We start from the raw sequence: 21,831 nt of genomic DNA on the forward strand, positions 1-21,831 counted from the left end.
ACTAAGTCCCCATAAATTCTAGTCAGAAAATGAAAAAAAGAGAGCGCTGGGCTCCCCTTGTTTATACTGTCTTCAGTTCTTGGACAATATCTTTGGCAATTTTTTCAGGAGTTGTAGCTGGTGCGTAACGCGCAACAACTTCCCCTTGGCGATTAATCAGAAACTTGGTGAAATTCCACTTGATTTTTTTCCCTAGAGGACTGCCTTTCTCTGCTTTTAACCAAGTGTATAATGGACTTTCGTTTTCTCCATTGACATCAATTTTTTGGAAGCGAGGGAAGGTTGTGCCGTAATTGAGGCTACAAAATTGATTGATTTCCTCCGCTGTTCCTGGAGCTTGTTCTTTGAACTGGTTGCAAGGAAAGTCAAGTATCTCTAACCCCTCATCTTTGTAATTCTCATAGAGCTTTTGGAGGCCGTCATATTGTGGTGTGAAGCCACACTTTGTGGCTGTATTGACAACGAGCAACACCTTTCCTTCATAAGCAGAGAGAGAAACATCTTCTCCTTGACTTCCTTTAACGATAAAATCATAAATTGACATAGGAACTTCCTTTCTGTATGGCTTGAATTGCTATTGATTATAGCACTTGCTCTATCGGCTGTCAAAGGATGCTACTTTCGCATAAAAACTTTGAGACTCTGAATCTCTTCGACAGTTAAAGGTCGATACTCCCCTGGCTCCAACTGCATATCCAAGACAAGAGGACCAAAGCTGAGACGTTGCAACTGCTCCACCTTTTTACCCAAAGCCAGAAACATCTTTTTGACCTGATGATACTTTCCTTCCTGAATCGTCACTTTTGCATGATGCCCATCTAAAATTTCCAGAAAAGCAGGTTGAGTACATACTCCTCCGATAAACGTGATGCCTTGTGCAAACGCAGCAACATCATCCTTTTCGAGTGCTTCCAAGGTTTCGACCCAGTAAGTTTTTGCGACATGCTGCTGAGGTTTGAGCATGTCAATACCTAAAGGGCCATTATCCGTGATTAATAATAAACCTGTCGTTAAAAAGTCCAAGCGCCCGACAGGATACAAAGCATCATTCTCCTCATCTAGCAATGTACGGTAGGTCGGAAGTTTTTCGTCTTTATTAGCAGACAAGACTCCAGCCGGCTTATTTAACATAAAATATTGATGGGGAAACTGCGTGAGCTGTCGCTCCTCTACAAAAATCTCGTGCATCTGCGGGTCAACATTTCGACTCAAATTGTACTCCACAAGGCCATCAATCTTTATCTTTCTCCTCTGCGCCAGTCGTTTGACTTCTTTTTTATCTGTCCAACCGTTCAAAAACAGGTAGTGGTCTAATCTCATATCTTTATATTTTAACAAATTATAAGTCATCCAGTGACCGACAAGCTCTTTTCACTCTTTCTTTTACATAAGATGACCTAAAAAGACAGACACACATGTAAAATAAATCAGCAAGGCAAGTAAGTCTTTAAGCGTTGTAATAATCGGTGCTGAACCCGCTGCTTGGTCGACTTTTAACTTGATGAGGATAAAGGGAACTAAAAAGCCTAGCATCGAAGATACTGTCATCGTTGCAAAAAGCGCCAGACCAACAGCCAAGCCCAGCATCGGAAGCCCCAGCCATAAAAGAGCGATGAGACCTGCCAAGCTTCCCATCAAAGCGCCAATGGCTAAGCCTACGCGTAATTCTTTGAAGAAGGGCGTAAGAAAGTCCTCCATGTTGATATGCCCCAGAACCAAGCCACGTGTAAAAACAGTTGAAGACTGTGTCCCGATATTACCGCCCATTCCCATGATGAGAGGGATGAAGATTGCTACCATGGCGATGGATTCCAGAGTTTGCTCAAAACCCTCAATGACCAAGCCTGATAAGAGACTTAGGAGCAAAGTCGCAAGGAGAAAGGGTAGACGGACTGCTAATATCTTGTTCATTTTGCCATTGATGAGCAGTTTACTGCGGTCCTCTTCGGCATCTTTTAGGTCCGACAAACCAGCTTGGTTTAGAATATCCTCTGTCGCCTCTTCTTCCAAAATCTCCATGGCATCATCAAAGGTAAGGAGGCCGACCAAGCGCTCATCATCATCTGTCACTGCTAAGGCAATCAGGTCAAGTTCCTTTACTTTCTGGGCGACCTGCTCTTGGTCGTCCGATGTTTTAACAGTTACTGGCTGTTGAGACATCACATCTTCGATAAGTACCGTGGGTTTTACTGTCAAAAGCTGCCCTAGAGTGATAAAGCCTTGGAGTTTTTCCTGCGCATCAACAACAAAGAGGATATAGATGTTTTCCTTGCGCCGTGCTTCTTCTGAAACTTTAGACAGGGCTTCCTCCTGTGTCAGCTCTCCCGTCAACGTCACGTACTCGGTCGTCATGATTCGCCCTGCAGTTTCCGGTCTATAGGCTTGAAGTTTGAGGGTTTCCTCGCGATTTGGAGCGCTTAAGATACTCAAAAAACGCTTGACCTGCTTCTCAGGCAAACGATCAAAAAGCCTCACCCTGTCATCAGGCGAAAGCTGGTTCAGGATGTTCTGTACCAGAGGCGGCTTAATCGTGGACAAAATATTTTTTTGCTGGCTGATACGCAGCACCTTAAACAGTTCGAGTGCCTTATCTTCCGCTAGGGCTTCAAAGAGACTGGCCTGTTCATCAATGGTTAGGTGCAGCAAAAGCTCTTTCAACTCATGTTTTGGCAGGTATTGGAGCATGGCTTGCAGTTTTTCAAACTCTTTCGTTCTAATATAATAGCTTATAAGTTCTCCCATGGTGGTTTTCCTTTTTTGCTTTTCTCTCTAAATTCTAATACTTTTGTTATAAACCACCAAACGATATAAAAAGACCGAAGTGGTCCTTCGGTCTTCCGTTCATCTTCCTTATTTTCGCCCCCGCATTACATAGCCGCAAACAAACCCAATCAAGCCCACAGCAATAATGCCGTAGAACATGGGGATATCAATAGTGAAAAATAGCATATTTATCCTGACAGGAGCAAAGTTCAAAACGGCAAAGATAAGGATAAGTAAAAGAATCAAGAGAACCAAAATTCTTTTTGCTGTGAAAAAACTTTTGATTTTTTCCATGTGTAAAGTTCCTTTCCGAGATTATTATACTGCTATTTTAGCATAATCTCTTATCCCCTCTCAAAAAGTTCCTCTTACCAAATCTTGACGCTAAAGACTTCCTTAATACCCGATAAGATAAAGGTTGGTAAAGCTGGCACAAAGAGAACGAGGAGATAAACAGGCAAACTCAATGGCGCCGTTCCCATCACAAGGTTGAAGAATGGAAGGATCGTTACTAAGAAGGAAGAAATTCCTGCAAAGACCACCGCAAGCACTAAACGAGGGTTACCAAATGGATTTCTTCGGAATAAGGTTTGCGAACTTCTTGCATCAAAAACATGCCACAATTGCCCATAAACTAATGTTAAGAAGGCAACAGTTTGTGCTTCATTGCTTGACATGCCTTGTTTTGCTGCCCAAACAAAGGCTACAAAGACCATCAGACCCATGATTGTCCCACGTATCAAAACCCTCGACCATGTATAGTTGGCAAGGACAGACTCTTTTGGATCACGCGGTTTTTCATTCATAATGTCTGACTCGGCGACATCGTATCCCAGAGCAAAGGACGGTACGGCATCACTGACCATATTGACCCAAAGGACCATTAAGGCTGTTAAAGTCGGTGTTGTATAGTCAACATTACCGATACTTACAGTGAAGAAAAGCAAGCCCAATATCAGGGAAAGCACTTCTGCGACATTGGTGGTCAACTCATGACGGATAAAGTTCTTAATGTTGGCGTAAATCGTTCTTCCGTTTTCAACTGTTTTTTCGATCGTCCTAAACTTGTCATCGAGTAATATCAAGTCGGCAGAGTCCTTGGTTACCTCAGTTCCCGCGATACCCATGGCTATACCAATATCAGCTGCTCTCAGGGCGGGTGCATCATTAACACCGTCACCTGTCATCGCCACAACTTCTCCGTGTTTTTGCAGTTGTTTCACTATTCTTTGCTTGTGTTCAGGAGAAACCCGCGCATAAACATTTGTCGTTTTAACGGCAGCGTAAAGTTCTTCATCTGTCATTTCTTCAATTTCGATACCTTTGATGACCTTAGCATCTTTTGCTTTTACAATACCTAGATTATAAGCAATCGCACGTGCTGTATTCTCATGGTCCCCTGTAATCATAACGACTTCGACACTGGCCTCTTGCAATGTTTTGACAGAGTCCTTAACTTCTTCACGGGCAGGGTCAATAATGCCTGCGACACCTGTCAAGATAATATCTTTCTCTAAATCTTCCAGCTTGCCTTGTTCTGCTTCTTCCTTGCTGAGGATACGGTAACCTACCGCCAAGGTACGCAAAGCTTCATTGGCATAGTCATTTACGGTAGTGATAAATTTTTGTTTTTCACTTTCTTCGGTATTTAATTCACCATCAATCAAAAGGGCACGACTTTTCTCAACCAGAACATCTGGCGCTCCCTTGATATAGAGAAGATAGTTGTCGCCTTTTTTGACAATGACACTCATTGTTTTACGGTCACTGGTGAAGGGCAGTGTCCTGATGAGCGCGTGCGATTCTAAAAGTTGAGTTTTTGTGCAGCCAGCTTTTTGCCCTAAAACAGTCAAGGCAATTTCAGTTGGATTACCAAAGGGCACGAATTTTCCTTCAACTTCTTTGAGAGCTGACTCGTTACACAAAAGGGCGCCAGCGATAAAGGCCGAATACGAAGAAGCTTGCTCGTCTTCGGATAGACTACGAATTTCCCCTTCTGGAGTATAGCCCAGACCAGAAACTTCATAGTATTGACCGTTTGTATAGAAATGTGTAACGGTCATTTCATTTTTGGTAAGTGTTCCTGTTTTATCTGAACAGATGTAGGAAGTACTTCCTAGTGTTTCCACACTGTTAAGTGACTTGATAAGCCCTTTATTCTTCGCCATTTTGGCAGCACCTATCGTAAGAACAATCGAGAGCACAGCAGGTAAGGCATCCGGTATAGAGGCTACAGCTAAGGCGATAGAGGTCGATAAAACAGATGTAATTGATGTGATGCTTAATTCACCAGCTTGGATGATACCCACTACGAGGGTAAAGACAACAATACCGGCTGAAACTTGCATCAAGGTTTTGGTTAACTTATGAACCGTATTTTGCAGTGGCGACGTCCTGTTTTCAACTGCTTGAATCAGCTTGGCAATTTTACCAAGTTCAGTATGTTCCCCAACAGCCACAACGATCCCTAAACCTTGTCCACCAGAAACGCTTGAACCGGAGAAGCCCATATTATGACGATCACCTAGTTCTGTCGTCTCGAGAATAGCATCTGTGTGCTTGCTAATCGCATCTGCTTCGCCAGTCAAATGCGACTCGATAACTTGGAGCTCATTGGTTTCAATCCAACGGACATCTGCTTCGACAAAATCTCCTATAGAGGCTTTGACGATATCACCTGTGACAAGTTCCGTTGAGTAGATTTTTTCAAACTGCCCATTTCGTAAAACGGTCACATAACGGTTGTTCATCTCTTTAAGTGCATTTAAACTTTTGCGCGCACTGATTTCTTGATAGAAGCCTAAAAAGGCATTGATAAGAATTAAGATTAAGATCGCAATGGCTTCATACATTGCTTCTAGACCATGCTTGCTGTCATTTTGAAAGTGGAAAGCATAGTAGGAGCTTACAAAGGAGAGAGCCACCGCTCCGAGTAATACAATTACGATCGGTTCTTTAAAACTGTTAAGAAATGTTGCTAAATATGATTCATCCTCTTCATCAGGAAGTTTATTTTCGCCATAAAGCTCTCTTTGCTTCAGGACTTGTTCATCAGTCAGACCTGTTTTTGGGTCCACCAGAAACTCCGCAATAACTTCTTCTTTTGCTTTTTTATAAAATTCCAAAAGATTCCTCCTTGTGTTTTCGACAGTTAGGGTTACACTTCGCTTTTTCCTAGAGCGTAGCAACCTAGAGAAAAAAGAATGTAAACAAAAAGGGCGCAAGCTCTCAAAAAATCTCCTCCTTACCCTCGGAGGAAATCTCTTGAAGCTTGCGCCCAACCTATATTTATCGTCTATTTAGTTTTGAGTGAATGGATAAAACTCCCAAACACGTCCTTTTATTATATCATAATCTTAGGATTTTTTAAAATTTTTTTAAGCATTTTGTTTTGCATATCACTGCAAGACTTTTCCAGATATTCGCCTCTGAAAAATCACTGGGTTATTATTTCTATATGTTTGATGTCCATGCACCGTCTTGGTCGCGGAGGATAAGGGCGGGCCACTGTCCTGCTATCGCTGAGTTCGTCGCATTCCAATGATTGATTACATTAAATGTTCCTGTTGAAGCACCTGATGGCATTACGATCCAAGGATGCCACTCCCCAAATGGCGTTCGTGTTGTCCCTACATTCGTACGTGAAGCCATAGTCGGAAAGGCCTTTCCAGGTCCCGAAAGATGATTGACTTCTGCTACAGAAAGGGCAAAGGCCTTCTTCTCGCCGTTAGGGTCAACTGCCGCAAAGTCATTTTTCAAAGCAGCCGTAAAGGCTGGATTTTCAAAGTCTAAAATAAAAGCATGAGGTGTTCCTACAACGGGAATCCATCCACTGGCCCATTCTGAAGAATTAGAAAACCAATTTTCACTGATATGTGCATCCGGCCCCACTCCAGTAAATTCTTTTTGCACAGGTTGAACTTGACGACGAACAACACTTGGCAGATTATTATGCCAGTTCTTCATAGCATTATCCAAAGTTGAGTCATTATAGTTATCCGTTGCAGGATTGATATTCCATTGGCTATTGAACTGAGCTGCAACTGCGCCGATCAAGTGATTCCCGTCTCCCTTGTTTTCAAGGTAACGGTATTCAATACCCCGCATATTGAATGTTTGACCCGGTGTCATTTCGCCTAGGATTGGCATACCGCTGCGGACTTCATCCACCAGCTGCTTGGCAAGGGCGCTGTGCTCCTCGTTGCTGCCTTCCCACAGGGCTGCCACATCGCCATCTGTGTTGGCGACCATATTGGCAACAGCTTTAATCCCGTAATACAAGTCCCCTCTGAGTCCTCCTATGGCAAGAGTGGCTTGGTCAAGAAGGAAAGAGGTCGCTTCCTCTGGAAAGAGCAGGTTGGCCCAGTAAGCCCAACCTGTTTGGGGATCCACCACCCAGAAGTTCCCCACACGATCTTGCACTGGCAAGGCATTCCATTGGCTGAGCAACATAACCGGCTGGTCTTGGAGGACGGTCTGGCGAGCCGTGTGTGTCCCGTCTTCTGTATCAGGCGGTGTCCCTAAAATAGAAGTGGCTGTACTGCCGTTGGTCCAGTAGCCATCTGTCCCGTTTCCGGGATGGGTGACCCCTGTGGCCTCTGCTCCGGCATTGGTTCCGTTGGCGCTGACAGAGGTATCGGCCTCTTCGCCCGACTGAGTCCAGTCACGCCCGTCGCCTGCAGCAGCTGTCTTGTGGTTGTCGCGGGCACGGTTAAAAGTCGGCATGAAGTAAGGAGCATTCAGCTGACCTGAGCCGTCTGTGGCTGCGCGGGGCTGCCAACCGACAGTCCAGCGGGCACGGGCGTTGAAGACGGCACCCGGTCCGACACGTTGGCCAACTGTGTTGCCCGAGGCTTCTGGTGTCCAAGGGGTCCATGTCCCGGTGTCTTCCTTGATGGGTTGAACCGCGTTGCCTTCTGCCACCTCTTGTGGGTCGGCTTGGACTAAGGACTCGCCATTGATTTCCATGTATTCGAGGAGCTTAACGCGCACCAAGATAGGCGCATCGCCAAAGTTCTCCGCGAAGACATCCTTGTTACCTGAGGCGCGGTCAAAGTAGTCGTGCAGGCGCCCAACTTCTTCAAAGTTGACACTGACACTGCGGTCATTGATGGCCCGCTGTGTGAAGGAGAACCATGCGAAGGTTCCTGAGATGAGCAGCAAGACTGACAATATGGCTAAAAGGATTCCTAGTTTTTTCCTGTTTCTGTTTGTTGCGTGCATTTTATTTCTTCCTTGTATTTCAAATTTTATGGATATGAGAAGTTTTATGACTTTGGGGTCAAAAACGATTATTTTTTAGCTTTAGTGCAGGGCAAAAAACGTCCCAGTTATCCGGAACGTTTTGGTGCATACGAAAAAGAAGGGAAATCTACCGCCTGTTGTTGTGTTGTGTTGTGTTGTGTTGTGTTGTGTTGTGTTGTGTTGTGTTGTCTGATTATAAGTCATTGGGGGTGTTTCTCCAAATACAATGGTATCTCTCATCATATTTTAACATGTTGCTTAATATTTATGAAATGTTATCATAATGTTTTGTTATGCTAATGACTTTATCAGAAATTTATTTATTCCTCTTCTAAGTTTTTACATTTTCAATCATCGGTCAGCTTATTGGGAAAGATATAAAAAAGTCCTTTAAATACTGTATCTTATAGAGATTGGGGCTGCTTTTGAAGTTTCATCTTGAATTTTTCTGTTCCTGCATCTGAAATGAGAAATTATTTTTCACCTCCAAAGTTTATAGTATCGGGCTACTTTTGGATGGAACTCCTGGGCTTTCCGATACTGTTCAACAAAAAAAGGACTTCACAAATAGTGATAGCCCTGAATGTTCAATCTTAATTAAGCACTCTAGGAATCAAAAATCTTTTTCAATCCCCTAGTTGTAAACTACCCAGCTTCCCGCAGGGAGTTGACTTGCCATTTCGATTTGCTCAGCAAGTGTCATGCCAGCATATTCACCGTGACCTAACAGTTGGAAACAGCCATAGGCGCCTGAACTTGCATTTGCAACATCTACACGGCCATTGGACTCATGCTCGATGATATAGGCCCATTCACTTGCAGAATAGCCTGCTGCATTTGCAGTGTTAGCAGCCATATGGTTGGCAAGAGCTTCTATATCTACCTGACCAGATGTTTGACTTAAGTCAAGTTCAGATACAGACTGTGCTACTTTAGATTTAGCAGGTTGTTTTTCAACTTTTTTGGCAACTGCAGGCGCTTTTCCTAACAAAATGTTATTAACTTCTGTTTGTACAGCTTCAAAGTCAAAGCCTTTGCGTGTAAGCAAAGTGACACGTTCTTGGCCTGTACCATAGTTACCGTTAATAACTTCTAATGCTACATCACGTGTAGATTGTTTTGGCATATCCGCATGAACCATGCCAGTACTATTAAACATAAATGAAGCAATGATACCAGTTGAAAGAGCAACTTTACTGAATTTCATTTAGACCTTTCGATTTCGCCACTAAGAATATTCCATAGAGTGTTGTTCAATCGTGAACCCCCGTATATACCCTATCATCATGGTTACTTCCCATACACATCATAAAGTCTTGAACGCTTGTGTAGGATTACCGTAAGCAGTTTAACGTCATTGCACGTTATGGACGTGTATCTTAAAGAAAATTCAAATTTCTGTCTGCCGCGAATTTACAAAAATAAAAATCCTCTCAATTTAAGCTACATTATTTGAATAGATGATGTTAAATTTTATGTTTAAATTTATTTCACTCACAGGGGACTTATTATATGCTCTTTTCCTTAAACTTAACTTAAAAAATTTTTTCCCGAAAAGAAAATAAAAGATATTCATAAATAAAAAAATTCAGAGGAGTAAGACTACAAAAACATAAAAATATATCCTAAAAACACCTGTTTAATGCGCTTTTAGTCGATTTAAGAAAGTATTGAATAATCTTTTTAATTAAAATATGTTAGAAACTTTTCAAAAAAACTAGCGAGGTTTTTTTACTTTGTTTTTTGTTTCAGTTAAGATAACTTATGTTACAATGTATACTTATATAAAAAACTCCACATCTGCGGGCAAAGAGCCAATGCACAGATATGGAGTACTTAGACAAAGGCAATTACTGAAATACTATTTCAACACTGCTTTCCTCTTATGTTGATTATATCACTAAATGAAGGGCTTACAAAATGTATTACAAAGATGAATAAAAAGTTTCATCTGTGATTTTTGGGAAAATGATGCAAATCTAACGCAGTTTAAGCAAAACAGCTCAATCATAAGACTTTGAGCTGCTTTATTATTTATTCATCTTAAACTGAAGATAAAGGTCATTATACACACCCGTCCAATAAGGCCCAAGGTTAACATAGACTTCATCTTCTTTGATCAGTGCTTCATCAGGATAGTAGGCTTTGTCTTCACGTACTTCTGCGGGAAGGAGCGCTTCAGCTTTTACATTGGGTGTGGAATAACCAACGTACTCAGCATTGGCTGCTGCATTTTCTGGTTCTTGCATGAAGTTGATAAAAGCATAGGCAGCTTCAGGGTTTTTGCTGGTTTTGGGGATAGCCAGATTGTCATACCAGATATTTGTACGCGTAGGTACTACATAGTGCAAATGTTCGTTGCTTGAGGTCATCTCTGAGGCTTGACCGCTGTAAACGACGGCTAGAGGTGTTTCGTTATTAATCATATAACTCATGATTTCATCGCCGAGAATGGCTTTGACATTGGGGGTAAGTTGCAGCAGTTTGTTATAAGCACGCTCAATCTCTGACTGGTTCGTCGTATTCACAGAGCTTCCTGTGGCGATTAAGCTCATGCCCATCACATCTCGACTACTGTCTGTGAGAAGGATTGAATTTTTGTAGTCTTTAGACCAAAGGTCCTCCCATTTTGTGGGCGGGTGAGTGATGTATTTATCATTATATACAATCCCCAAAGTCCCCCAGAAATAAGGCACGGAATAAGTGTTTTTAGGGTCAAATGCCGCATCCAAGAGCTTAGGATTATCATAATCAAGGTTTTTAATCTTGGTGTGATCTAAAGGAAGCAAGAGCTTTTCTTTGGCCATTTTTTGTACCATATACTCACTGGGCACCACAATATCGTAAGCTGTACCGCCTTGCTTAACTTTAGAATACATGGCTTCATTGGAATCAAATGTCACGTAATTGACCTTGTAGCCGGACTCTTTTTCAAACTTTGTGAGGAGTTGTGGATCAATATACTCGCCCCAGTTAAAAATAGTTAAGCTGTTGGCAGTAGTTGAAACGCCTGTAGCAGCGGACATCCGCCAAGCTGTAACGCCAAGAAGGACAGTGATTGCTAGAATCCCTGTAAGAAAATAGATTAATTTTTTCAAGAGTGCTGTCCTTTCTTAAGTAATATTTGGTGATTTTCCAGCAGTGTCTGATTCTCTCATGATTATATAATACCCTATAACCAGTAAAATCGAGAAGAGAAATACAATTGCGGATAGGGCATTGATTTCTAACGAGATACCTGCACGGGCGCGTGAGTAGATTTCGACAGACATTGTGGTAAAGTCATTCCCTGTAACAAAGAAGGTGACCGCAAAGTCGTCGAGCGAGTAAGTGAAAGCCATGAAGAAGCCTGCGATAATTCCTGGTGTCAAATAAGGGAGAATTACTTCTTTCAGTGCTTGTGTCTGTGTCGCACCAAGATCGTAAGCAGCATCTATCAAAGACTTATCCATTTCTTGATAGAGTGGCAGCACCATCAAGACAACAATCGGAATAGAAAAGGCGATATGGCTCAATAAAACGGAGACAAAGCCAAGCTGCATACCTACTAGTGTAAAAAGAATCAAGAAACTTGCACCAATAACAACATCTGGTGACACCATCAAAACATTGTTCAACCCTAAGAAAGTCGTCTTACCTTTAGCTTTAAGGTTTTCAATAAACATGGCGCCAAAAGTCCCTATAATCGTCGCAATTAAAGCACTCAAAAAAGCCAAAAAGAAGGTCTGAACGACAATCAAAATTAAGCGGCTGTCCTGAAAAAGTTCTTTAAAGTTGTCCAGAGTAAAACCTGTAAATTGGTTCATATCTCCGCCTTCATTGAAGGCATAGAAGATCAAGAAAAAAATCGGCGCATAAAGGACAAAGAGCACAAAGCCCAGATATATTTTTCCAATACGATTTTTACTAGGCATTAGTTCCCCACCTTTCTTTCCCTTGTCAGTAACATGATAATCATCATGGCAAGGACTAATATAATAGCAATGGTTGAACCCATACCCCAGTTTTGTGTCGTGAGAAAGTGTTCTTCAACTGCTGTTCCTAGCGTTATCACTTTATTTCCGCCAATCAAACGTGTCAGCATGAAGAGCGATAAACTTGGGATGAAAACGGCTTGGACACCTGAGCGAACGCCATTAAGTGATAAGGGCCAAACCACATGAATAAAGGTTTGCCAGCGTGTTGCGCCCAAGTCATAACTTGCTAAGACAAGATTTTCATCCAGATCCTCGAGGGCGTTAAAAATGGGCATCACCATGAAAGGAATAGAAATATAAGTCGCTACAAAAATAAAACTAAAGTCTGTGAACAAAATCTGTGGACGACCAAGCCCGATAAATTGTAGGAAACTGTTGACAGAGCCATATTTACCAAAGATACCAATGAAGGCATAAGCTTTCAGCAGAAGATTGACCCAAGTCGGCAAGATAATCAACATCAAGAGGAGCTGCTTGTGCTTAAGTTTAGTTAAAACATAAGCCACAGGAAAGCTAATCAAGAGTGTAACGACAGTAATGATTAAGGCATAGAGTATCGAGTTCCAAGTCATCATCAGATAGGTCGAGCTTGTAAAATACTGGCTATAGTTAGAAAAACTAAACTGACCCTGAATATTAAAGAAAGATTGCCAGAGCAGGAGGATAAGAGGGGCTATAACAAAGAGTCCTACCCACAAGAAATAGGGGACAGAAAAAAGTCTTTTGGTCATTCTTCTTCCTCACTTTCCCCGTTTTCTTGCTTATGCAGGATATCGTTTACCGCCTGAGCTAACTCGGTCAAGTCCATAGTGTTTTCCAAGGCTTCCTGAACAGCATCCTTAATGGCTGCCTCTTCTTCTGCGGCTTCTTCTTCGACCGCATTTACGATACCGATAGTTTGCTCTTCTTCCTCAACATACTCTTCGATACGGGCATCAAATTCTTCTTCGGTTTCGTCAAGACGCATGATGTGTATAGCTTCCGGTTCAAAGTTTAAACCGACAGTTTCACCAACCAAGGCCTTATGTGTCGAATGAATGAGCCATTCATTACCAAAGTCATCATAAGCCACAATCTCATAATGCACGCCACGGAAAAGTTGTGTGTCGACCTTGACATTGAATTTGCCTTCATCAGGTAAGGTAAACTCAATGTCTTCGGGACGAATCACCACCTCAATCGGCTCGTTGGGGCGCATCCCACCATCGACAGCTTCAAATTTCTGACCGTTAAATTCAACAAGATAGTCCTCAATCATGTGGCCGCTAATAATATTTGACTCCCCGATAAACTCCGCAACAAAATGGTTAATGGGTTCGTCATAAATATCGGTTGGCGTACCTGACTGAACGATTTGACCTTCATTCATGATGAAAATCCAATCGGACATAGCTAGAGCTTCTTCCTGATCATGGGTAACAAAAATAAAGGTAATTCCTAGACTTTGCTGTAATTCACGGAGTTCATATTGCATGTCCTTACGGAGCTTCATGTCCAAAGCAGACAAAGATTCATCCAGCAAGAGAACTTTGGGACGGTCGATGATTGCACGCGCAATGGCCACACGCTGTTTCTGACCACCAGAAAGTTTATTGATGGCACGCTTTTCAAAGCCTTCTAACTGCACCAGCCTGAGACTTTCCGTGACACGTTGGGCAATTTCAGCTTTGTTTACTCCCTTTATCTTCAAGGCAAAAGCGACATTATCAAAGACAGTCATGTTGGGAAAGAGAGCATAAGACTGGAAAATCGTATGGACATCACGTTTATTAGTAGGGACATCATTGATGCGCTGACCATCCAAGAAAATATCTCCTGAAGTTGCATCCAAAAGTCCCGCGATGATATTTAAAATTGTTGACTTTCCAGAGCCTGATGCACCAAGTAAAGTGTAAAATTTACCTTCTTCAATTTCAAAAGTAATATCTTTAAGGACTGTTGTGCCACTGTCTTCAAAGGTTTTAGTTACATTTTTGAATTCGATAATGTTTTTTGTCATACTGTTATCCTTAAGGGTGGATTTAGAGTTTTGCTTATCATTGAAGATATGACCGGAATCTCAAAACCGGTCTTAAGTTAAATAATGAGGCAGAAAAAACAATATTTTTTATTTCCTGCTTATTGATGTGCATAGGAGAAAGTAGCTTAGGGCTTTCTACTATTATCTAGCATCTTTAGAAGCACTGGGACAGTGCAGGGTATAAAAAGCAAAAAACGATATTTTTTGTCCTTTTCCCAACAAGATGCTTAAGAAAGAGCCTAACAGGGCTTTTCAATCCTCATGAGTATCTTTACACAAGGACGATAGCTTATGACATTGACAATGTAAAAACGATATTTTTTTATTTGTCAACTAACGAAAGCCTTAGGAAATCCTTACAGGGATTTCCGTTTGCTATCAGGGCCTTTAGGCACTTGATAGCAATAGCCAATCAAAAAATCCAAGTGTACACACACTTGGATTCACATTCAATCTTTGATTACATATAAAAAGCAGTCTTACTGCGGAGAGACCGAGTAGTCAACTTTTAGTACTCTTATTGATGCGCGCAAGCGTGTTTCTTGGGTGGAGCCTCTCAACTCCATAAGCAAAATCAATTTGCTTAATCAATAAGGCAATAAAATTGCCAATCGGCTGTGACTCTGGCTGTCCGTATGGCCTTAGTTTTTGCTTGTTTATGGCAAAAATGAGTCCTATTTTCTGCTTAGCAGAACTCTTATAATTATAACGTAAATTTTAGTCCTTTGCAAGAGTGAAACTTTTATAATTTTTTCTTCTCAGAATTGTCCAATCTTCCAAAAACAGCGGAAGATTAGACTTCTATAGCTTACTTGTAGCCCTTTAAAGTGAGAAATTCTACTTGCTTTTTACTGAGTTCAAGCATTGTGGATACAGTTTTCAAATCAAAGGCCTTGGTAGCTAAAAGACGTTCTGCGGCCAGATTCAGACCCGCTTTGACTCCCAACTCCAAAACGGGATTTGTCTTATCATTCGAATCCATGATGTATTTATTGTCCGGTAAGTCAAAAAGGACCTTTACTGCTCCAAAGAGTTGTTCAAAAGAATCAATCTCAACATCATGCACTTTTTTCTTTTGGGAAATGCTGCGCCCCCGATGGTTGAACCACATGGTTTTCCACCCGCCATTGTGGCCACCCATCACATCATTGTCGTAAGAATCTCCTACATACAAGGTCGTTTCGGGATTCATGCCAAATTGTTGCGCAGCCAAGTTAAAGATTTCCTTTTCTGGTTTTTGGAAGCCTGTTGCTTGCGAAACAATCACGTGACTTGGCTCAACGTAATCATACAAGCCAAGTTTACGAATTTTCTTAAGTTGATGCTCCGTTGGACCATTAGTAATCACGCCAACTGGAATATTACGTTTTTTCAAAAAGTCTAAAGTCAAACGCATTTCATCAAGCATGGTGATATTTTCTAATTCGTATTCGTAAATTTCTTGAAAATAATCACCGGTAGCGCGTGAAATTTCTGGATAGCCCAAGTCTTTAAGGGTTTCATTTGTACGATAAAAACGGAAATACTCAATCTCCCATTCGCCCGCGATAACCTTAGGAAAGCCAAGATCTGAATAGTGACGGTAGCGAATATAAGCTTTATTCATATCTGCCATATCAAAGTCTGGAAAAACTCTGGAAATGGCCCGTCTAAACGGTGCTTGTTGGTCATAAATCGTATCGTCAACGTCAAAAACTATTGCATTAATCATTTTCCTGTTTTTATCTTTCCAATTTGTCACCAATAATACGGACTTCTGCCTCTAGTGTCAATCCAGAGTTTTCCTTGACATGCTCAATAACATAAGCAATTAAGTTTTCATAATCTGTAGCAGTACCGTTATCTACATTTACCATAAAACCTGCATGTTTTTTGGATACTTCCACACCGCCGATACGGACTCCTTGCATGCCTGCTTCTTGAATGAGCTGTCCTGCAAAATGTCCCGCAGGACGTTTAAACACCGAGCCGCAGCTCGGATATTCTAGAGGCTGTTTACTTTCACGCAAGCCAGTCAAACGGTCCATTTCCGCCTTGATGACTGCTGCATCACCATCTTGGAGTTTAAACTGTGCCGAAACAACAATCAGGTTTTCCTCACGAATAACAGAGTGACGGTAGCCGAATTTCATTTCATCCGCTTGCAGCACACGGAGATCGCCTTCTTGATCAATGACCGTACAGCTGAGCAGCACGTGGGCGATTTCACCATTGTAAGCACCAGCGTTCATAAAGACAGCTCCACCGACAGAACCCGGAATACCACAAGCGAACTCAAACCCAGTCAGAGAATGCTCCAGAGCAACATGTGTCGTATCAATCAGTTTTGCCCCAGCTTCAGCGGTAATTACGTTCTCATTTACTTCAATATGATTCATTTTTTCAAGTAAGATCACTAAGCCACGAATACCGCCATCACGAACGATTAAGTTTGATGCATTACCCAAAACGGTAATCGGCGTATTTGCTGCACGTGCTAAGTCGAGCAGCGCACTTAGTTCTTCACTTGAAGCGGGAAAAGCAAGAAAATCTGCTGGACCGCCAACTTTGGTGTAAGTGTAATTTGACAATGGCTCATCATATTTGACAAGCAAATCAGGAAATTTTTCGAAATCAGATTTTTTTAGCATAGAATCATTTTACCATAATTTAGAAATATGACGGGAAAAATAAAAAAACGAGAGTTTTTTCAGACTATAGACAGAGTCTGACTTGTCTTTAAGACAACCCTCTCAATTTTTCAAGTTGTTGGGCAAATATATCAGGTATATCTACTTGAAACTCCATAAGTTCCCCTGTTGTTGGATGCTCAAAACCCAAAGTTTCAGCATGGAGAAATTGACCATGGTTTGGTCTAAGCGTTTTACTTGGTCCATAAAGTGGGTCACCAGCTAGAGGAAAACCGATGTAGGCCATATGCACACGAATCTGATGAGTCCGACCAGTTTCAAGCTCAAGAGCAAGCAAGGTATATCCTGAGAAACGCTCCAAAACAGTAAAACGTGTTTTTGCAGCTTTACCTCCAGCGACAACCGCTTGTTTTTTTCGCTCCTTAGGATTCCGACCAATCGGTGCCTCAATTGTACCTTTTTCATTTGGTACTTCACCATGTACCAGCGCAATATAGCGACGTTTATTGGTTTTTGCTTTGAGCTGTGCGGCTAAAGATTCATGCGCGGCGTCATTTTTGGCAATCATCAGCAGACCAGAGGTATCTTTATCTATACGATGCACAATTCCAGGACGAATGATACCATTGATGGAGGAAAGATCTTTGATATGAAACATGATGGCATTGACTAAAGTTCCTGAGGCATGTCCTGCACTTGGATGAACAACCATTCCCTGAGGTTTATTAATTACTGCTACATCTGCATCCTCATAGACAATATCCAAGGGAATATCCTCAGCTTGGATATCAAGGACAGCAATCTCTGGCAGTTCGTAAGTGATCGCCTCTCCTTCTTTTACCTTGTATTTTGCTTTTTTCACTTGTCCCTCTACGCTCACCTTACCTTCACGAATTAAGTCTATCACTACTGAACGTGAGACTTTGCTAAGGTTCGCCAAGGCCTTATCCAAGCGTAAACCAGCATTTGCTTCATCAATAATTACTACTGCCATTTATTCTACCTCTTTGTCTAAAATAATCGCGATGAAAAGTACTACAAAGCCCACAGAGAGCAATATATCCGCGATATTAAATATTGGAAAATTGATAAAGTCGGTCTGAAACATGTCTACCACAAAAGAGTGGCGTACACGGTCAATAAAATTTCCGAGTGCCCCAGAAATAATCAACGTCAATGCCACAAAATACCAGTTTTGATTTATCTTTTTGTAGAGAAAATAGACAGCAGCAGCAAGGACAATGGGTGTTAGTATGAGAAAAAACCACTGTTTGCCTTCCAACAGAGACCATGCGGCGCCTTCGTTTCGAAGATAGGTCAGACTGAGAATACCAGGAATAAATGCCTTTTCTTCACCCAGTGGAATATTAGAGACAGTCCAAGCTTTCAGCAGTTGATCCGCAAGTATTCCGAGGAGTATTAGGCCGAGGGAGATTATTTTTTTCATATTGTTTATTATAACAGAATTATTGTTCTGACTCTAGGTTAATCTTCGTGTTATCCACGATAAACGTAGGGAGCCCTTTATTGGAGTAATGACGTTAGTCACGCGTTTTGAATGTCTTTGACTTGGGAACGCCAGTGATTGATTCATTCGAATTACTTTTTATTATTTAAAGTTATATTATTCTCCAAAAATCTGATTCGTGGCTACCATAATCTCACTGCTACCACTGATACTCGCCAGCTGTTCTAACATTGTCTGCTGTTCTTGTTCCATATTACTAATTTTTTGATTAAGCTCAGCAATTTCTTTACTTAATTTTACGATATCAATGGGTTCTTCCTCTTCAAATGTATGTACATATCGAGAGATGTTAAGATTAAAATCGTTAGATTTAATTTCCTTAAAATTTGCTAAATAAGCATATTTTTTTACATTTTCGCGTTTTTTATAGGTTGTAATAATCTTTTCAATATCACGAGCACGGAGCTTATTTTGATTCTTCTGTTTTTCAAACTCATTAGAAGCATCAATGAAAAGTATATCGGAAGTGTCACGATTTTTCTTTAAAATAATGATCACTGTCGGGATACTGGTAGCATATAAAATATTTGCTGGTAGTCCAATGATAGCATCAATTGCCCCTTTCTCAAGCAGGGTTTTACGAATGATTCTTTCTGCTCCTCCGCGAAATAATACACCGTGTGGCAAAATAATTCCCATAGTTCCTGTCTCTTTTAAATGATAAAAACCATGGAGGAGAAAAGCAAAGTCTGCTTTGGATTTAGGTGCTAATTTTTTATAAGGTGTAAAACGCGCATCCTCTAAAAATTTTTCATCAGCTGACCATTTTGCTGAGTAAGGCGGATTCATGACAACGGCATCAAACTGACCAGAAACTTCTGATGACCAATTGCTATCTAGTGTATCAACATTCTTAAGATACATCCTTCCCCTATCAACACCATGCAAAATAAAATTCATACGTGCTAGATTATATGTAGTACTATTTGGTTCTTGGCCATGATAGTAAATTTTCTCTCTATCATGAATGAAATGGCGGATGCTAAGCATCAGTGATCCTGAACCCATAGTTGGATCATAAACATGAAAAGGGACCTTGTTTTCTTGTCTAATTGAAACAATCTCTGAAATAACACGTGATACCGACTTAGGCGTATAAAATTCACTTACTTTTCTTCCTGCTTCAGCAGCAAATTGCCCAATCAAGTGCTCATAGGCACCCTCTATAGCATCTCTGCTGTATTCAAAAAAATCAATCTCATCAAGCGCTTGAATAAAATTGACAATCATCTCTTGGAACTGTTGTTCATCAGCACTTCGTTTTGCTGCTTCCAAATCAATATCAGCAAATAGTCCCTTGAACTGCTCCCCCTGTTTTTCCAAATCCTTGAATGCTTCTTGTAATTCGAAAAGCTTAAAGTTATAATCCTTTGCTCTTTGACAAATACTATAAAAAAGATGTCTTGGTTTAATAAAGTAACCATGTTTTAAACACATCGCTTCTTCCAATTTACGTCTATCTTCTTCATTCAATTTGTCTAATATTTCAAGTTGTTTTTTGCGACCAGAAAAGACAGGCACTGTATCTTTTTCTCGTGCATAAACTTCATGTAATTCTAAATCTGACAGGTATTTATAGAAGATAAACCCTAAAAGATAGTTTCTACATTTAATAGTGTCCATTTTTCCACGGAGAATATTCGCCGATGCCCAAAGAAAATTATTTAGTGTTGTTGACATAGTTTTTCCCTCTCATTCAATAATTTATTAAAGTTGACATCCTTTTCTTTTTTGTTATAATAGATATATTGAGGCTGAGGCGCAAGCCAAAATTGCCACTTGAGGCTTGGGAGTATTCCTGAGCCGATTTTTTTACTCTGAAAACTGTTTTTTAAAGCAGTTTAAAATATTTCTAAAGTCTTTGTTTGACATTTTGCTTCTCATCCTTCTTCTAAATCGTCGTGTATCCATCATACGTGCTTGGCTAATCATTGCTGAGCGTTTTTTTCCTTTTATCGTGTAGGTAACGTAACGATCATCGTTTTCACGAATGGTAGAAGTTAAGGGTATGACAAAAGCTGAAGTTGCATTAATTTTTTTTATAACTAATACTGGACGTTCAAAAACTTCATTTTTACCGTCTACCTCATTCCCTACATTCACGCCAACTGCAGCCCACCATATCTCTCTTTTTTTGAAAAATTTAGGTTTACTACTTGAATTCAAGTTCTTTTGAATTTCATTCCAGCTGTCAAAATCTTTAATATACTCAGTCATTTTTTTTCTCTCTTTCTATTAATTGTTGATTAATTCCCTTAAGAAAATTTATCTGTAAATCTTTTTTTCTCTTTAACTGCTCCATAAGTTTTAGAGAATTGATATAACTTGCCCCTAATTGTCTCTGTTGATTTAATTCAGGTAAAGAAATAGTCATCCCCTTTAAGCCGCTTGTCGGTAGTTTTATTACTGTCGTTCCTTGCTTCATTTCAGAAATTTGTTTTCTAGATTCAGGCAGTTCATTGAACCAAAAAACAAAATATGACTTATCTATAAACTTTTCGTCCAATGAAACTTTTATATGATTTGGTGAAAGAAGCATAGGAACTTTATGGTCTCTAACAAGAGTAGCGTATTGTGTTATTGGAGAAATTACTACATCGCCAACTTTCACACTTAAAAACTTACTATAATCTCTTAAATATTTTTCTTCGCCTTCCGAGTTTTTCTGTAAATATCTGTCATACTCAAAAACTGCAGGTGTATAAAGATAACAGCGCTTTCTGCCCCTAACTTCACCCTTATCTTGAAGCTCTCTCTTTTCTTCCTCAGTAAGCAGTGTATCTTTAGGAAATACTTTACCATTTTCTAATTTTGCTAAATCATAAAGTTTATAGTCCATTTCACAACTCCTTTTTCATAAATAGGTTACTACTTGAATATATTTTATACCAAAACAAGAAAGTTGTCAAGAAAAAATATAAATAGCAATCTATTTATATTTTTCTCCTTTGTAGGAGACTTCAAGAAAGGGTAATAAAACTATGATAGGAATTAACATGCTTCTATAATACAAACAAAAAAACAGCACCTCTGCTGCCCTATTTCTTTGAAGCTTATTCCCAAATCACCTGACGCATGTTATCCACTGCCGTCACCCAGGTCTGTCCAGCTTTGAGAGGAATGTTTTGTCCTTGCTCATCGGTAAAGCTGATATTGGTTTGCGCATCTGGTTTGGACCATTTTCCTTCTTGAACCTTGCCGTTTTGGAAAATATAAGCCTTACCTGCCCCTGTCATTTCAATATCCATATGATTTCCATCTGCTGACAATCTCTGATTAACCATGATAGCTATTACGACATCTGGTGACAATTGTCCCTTTTCTCGGTCCTGATGGGCTTCGCCGCCTTGGAAACGTTTATAGGTGTTGCTTGTAGCATCATATTGATACCCTACTGCAAAGATTCCTGTAGAAACTGGGAACTGAATATTATGCGCAATAGGCAACTCACTTGAATCCGTATTTTCCGTCTTCTCCGTACGAAGTGGCAGGCGCTTCCAGACTTCAAAATCAGATCTTTTCTTCCCCGCTTTCTCCATATACTCATCTAGTCCTCTCGTATTCGTGTACATGTTATGCGGAGCGATTCGGTCTGGAGCTATACTATAAAAGTAGACACAAATTAGTGTGTTATAATCTGTCTAAGAAGACACAAAAAAGAAAGGACTT

The 21,831-nt window shown here is 40.6% G+C and carries 19 protein-coding genes; all 19 read right to left on the bottom strand.

Annotated features, from left to right (window positions below; genetic code table 11):
- Positions 1-61: 61 nt before the first annotated feature.
- The 19 genes from NFR51_RS08125 to NFR51_RS08215 all read right to left on the bottom strand — a co-directional run bounded on the left by NFR51_RS08125 (position 62) and on the right by NFR51_RS08215 (position 21,734).
- Entirely contained in the window at positions 62-544 is a 483-nt protein-coding gene (locus NFR51_RS08125; protein ID WP_251713206.1) for a glutathione peroxidase, read from the bottom strand.
- Between the two features lie 71 nt (positions 545-615).
- Positions 616-1,320: a 16S rRNA pseudouridine(516) synthase gene (locus tag NFR51_RS08130; RefSeq protein ID WP_251713207.1), complete on the bottom strand. Its 705-nt coding sequence runs from the start codon at positions 1,318-1,320 to the stop codon at positions 616-618.
- A 63-nt stretch (positions 1,321-1,383) separates the two neighbouring features.
- Positions 1,384-2,742: a magnesium transporter gene (gene mgtE / locus NFR51_RS08135; protein ID WP_251713208.1), complete on the bottom strand. Its 1,359-nt coding sequence runs from the start codon at positions 2,740-2,742 to the stop codon at positions 1,384-1,386.
- A 108-nt stretch (positions 2,743-2,850) separates the two neighbouring features.
- A complete protein-coding gene (locus NFR51_RS08140) occupies positions 2,851-3,057 on the bottom strand; it encodes a hypothetical protein (protein WP_202231403.1) in 207 nt (68 codons plus the stop codon).
- 74 nt (positions 3,058-3,131) lie between these two features.
- Positions 3,132-5,888 (bottom strand): cation-translocating P-type ATPase, encoded by a 2,757-nt coding sequence (locus NFR51_RS08145; RefSeq protein ID WP_251713209.1) that lies wholly within the window; start codon positions 5,886-5,888, stop codon positions 3,132-3,134.
- A gap of 328 nt (positions 5,889-6,216) precedes the next feature.
- On the bottom strand, positions 6,217-7,731 hold the full coding sequence (locus NFR51_RS08150) for a hypothetical protein (protein ID WP_439108862.1): 1,515 nt from the start codon (positions 7,729-7,731) through the stop codon (positions 6,217-6,219).
- Between the two features lie 910 nt (positions 7,732-8,641).
- Complete coding sequence (locus tag NFR51_RS08155; RefSeq protein WP_251713211.1) at positions 8,642-9,214, bottom strand: transglycosylase; 573 nt, start codon at positions 9,212-9,214, stop codon at positions 8,642-8,644.
- An 823-nt stretch (positions 9,215-10,037) separates the two neighbouring features.
- The gene (locus tag NFR51_RS08160) at positions 10,038-11,105 is read right to left on the bottom strand and encodes an ABC transporter substrate-binding protein (protein ID WP_251713212.1); all 1,068 of its coding nucleotides are present in this window, start codon (positions 11,103-11,105) and stop codon (positions 10,038-10,040) included.
- A 15-nt stretch (positions 11,106-11,120) separates the two neighbouring features.
- On the bottom strand, positions 11,121-11,921 hold the full coding sequence (locus NFR51_RS08165; RefSeq protein WP_251713213.1) for an ABC transporter permease: 801 nt from the start codon (positions 11,919-11,921) through the stop codon (positions 11,121-11,123).
- Positions 11,921-12,715, bottom strand: a complete 795-nt coding sequence (locus NFR51_RS08170; protein WP_251713214.1) for an ABC transporter permease — start codon at positions 12,713-12,715, stop codon at positions 11,921-11,923. Before NFR51_RS08170 ends, NFR51_RS08165 begins: the two co-directional genes overlap by 1 nt.
- A complete protein-coding gene (locus NFR51_RS08175; RefSeq protein ID WP_251713215.1) occupies positions 12,712-13,983 on the bottom strand; it encodes an ABC transporter ATP-binding protein in 1,272 nt (423 codons plus the stop codon). The genes NFR51_RS08170 and NFR51_RS08175 overlap by 4 nt, the downstream gene beginning before the upstream one ends.
- A gap of 829 nt (positions 13,984-14,812) precedes the next feature.
- Complete coding sequence (locus NFR51_RS08180) at positions 14,813-15,715, bottom strand: HAD family hydrolase (protein ID WP_251713216.1); 903 nt, start codon at positions 15,713-15,715, stop codon at positions 14,813-14,815.
- Positions 15,716-15,725: 10 nt separating this feature from the next.
- Positions 15,726-16,634, bottom strand: coding sequence for a UDP-N-acetylmuramate dehydrogenase (murB, locus tag NFR51_RS08185; protein WP_251713217.1), 909 nt, complete (start codon positions 16,632-16,634; stop codon positions 15,726-15,728).
- Positions 16,635-16,722: 88 nt separating this feature from the next.
- Positions 16,723-17,628, bottom strand: coding sequence for an RluA family pseudouridine synthase (locus tag NFR51_RS08190; RefSeq protein ID WP_251713218.1), 906 nt, complete (start codon positions 17,626-17,628; stop codon positions 16,723-16,725).
- A complete protein-coding gene (lspA, locus tag NFR51_RS08195) occupies positions 17,629-18,081 on the bottom strand; it encodes a signal peptidase II (RefSeq protein WP_251713219.1) in 453 nt (150 codons plus the stop codon).
- Between the two features lie 177 nt (positions 18,082-18,258).
- Positions 18,259-19,842 carry a type I restriction-modification system subunit M gene (locus NFR51_RS08200; RefSeq protein ID WP_251713220.1) on the bottom strand — a complete coding sequence of 528 codons (1,584 nt, stop codon included), beginning with the start codon at positions 19,840-19,842 and terminating at the stop codon, positions 18,259-18,261.
- A 132-nt stretch (positions 19,843-19,974) separates the two neighbouring features.
- Positions 19,975-20,379, bottom strand: coding sequence for a type II toxin-antitoxin system PemK/MazF family toxin (locus NFR51_RS08205; protein WP_251713221.1), 405 nt, complete (start codon positions 20,377-20,379; stop codon positions 19,975-19,977).
- Positions 20,372-21,001: a restriction endonuclease subunit S domain-containing protein gene (locus NFR51_RS08210; protein ID WP_251713222.1), complete on the bottom strand. Its 630-nt coding sequence runs from the start codon at positions 20,999-21,001 to the stop codon at positions 20,372-20,374. The genes NFR51_RS08205 and NFR51_RS08210 overlap by 8 nt, the downstream gene beginning before the upstream one ends.
- Before the next feature lie 214 nt (positions 21,002-21,215).
- Positions 21,216-21,734 carry a DUF3048 C-terminal domain-containing protein gene (locus NFR51_RS08215; RefSeq protein WP_251713223.1) on the bottom strand — a complete coding sequence of 173 codons (519 nt, stop codon included), beginning with the start codon at positions 21,732-21,734 and terminating at the stop codon, positions 21,216-21,218.
- Positions 21,735-21,831 lie beyond the last annotated feature (97 nt).

Source organism: Lactococcus ileimucosae, from assembly GCF_943193185.1.
GTDB lineage: Bacteria > Bacillota > Bacilli > Lactobacillales > Streptococcaceae > Lactococcus > Lactococcus ileimucosae.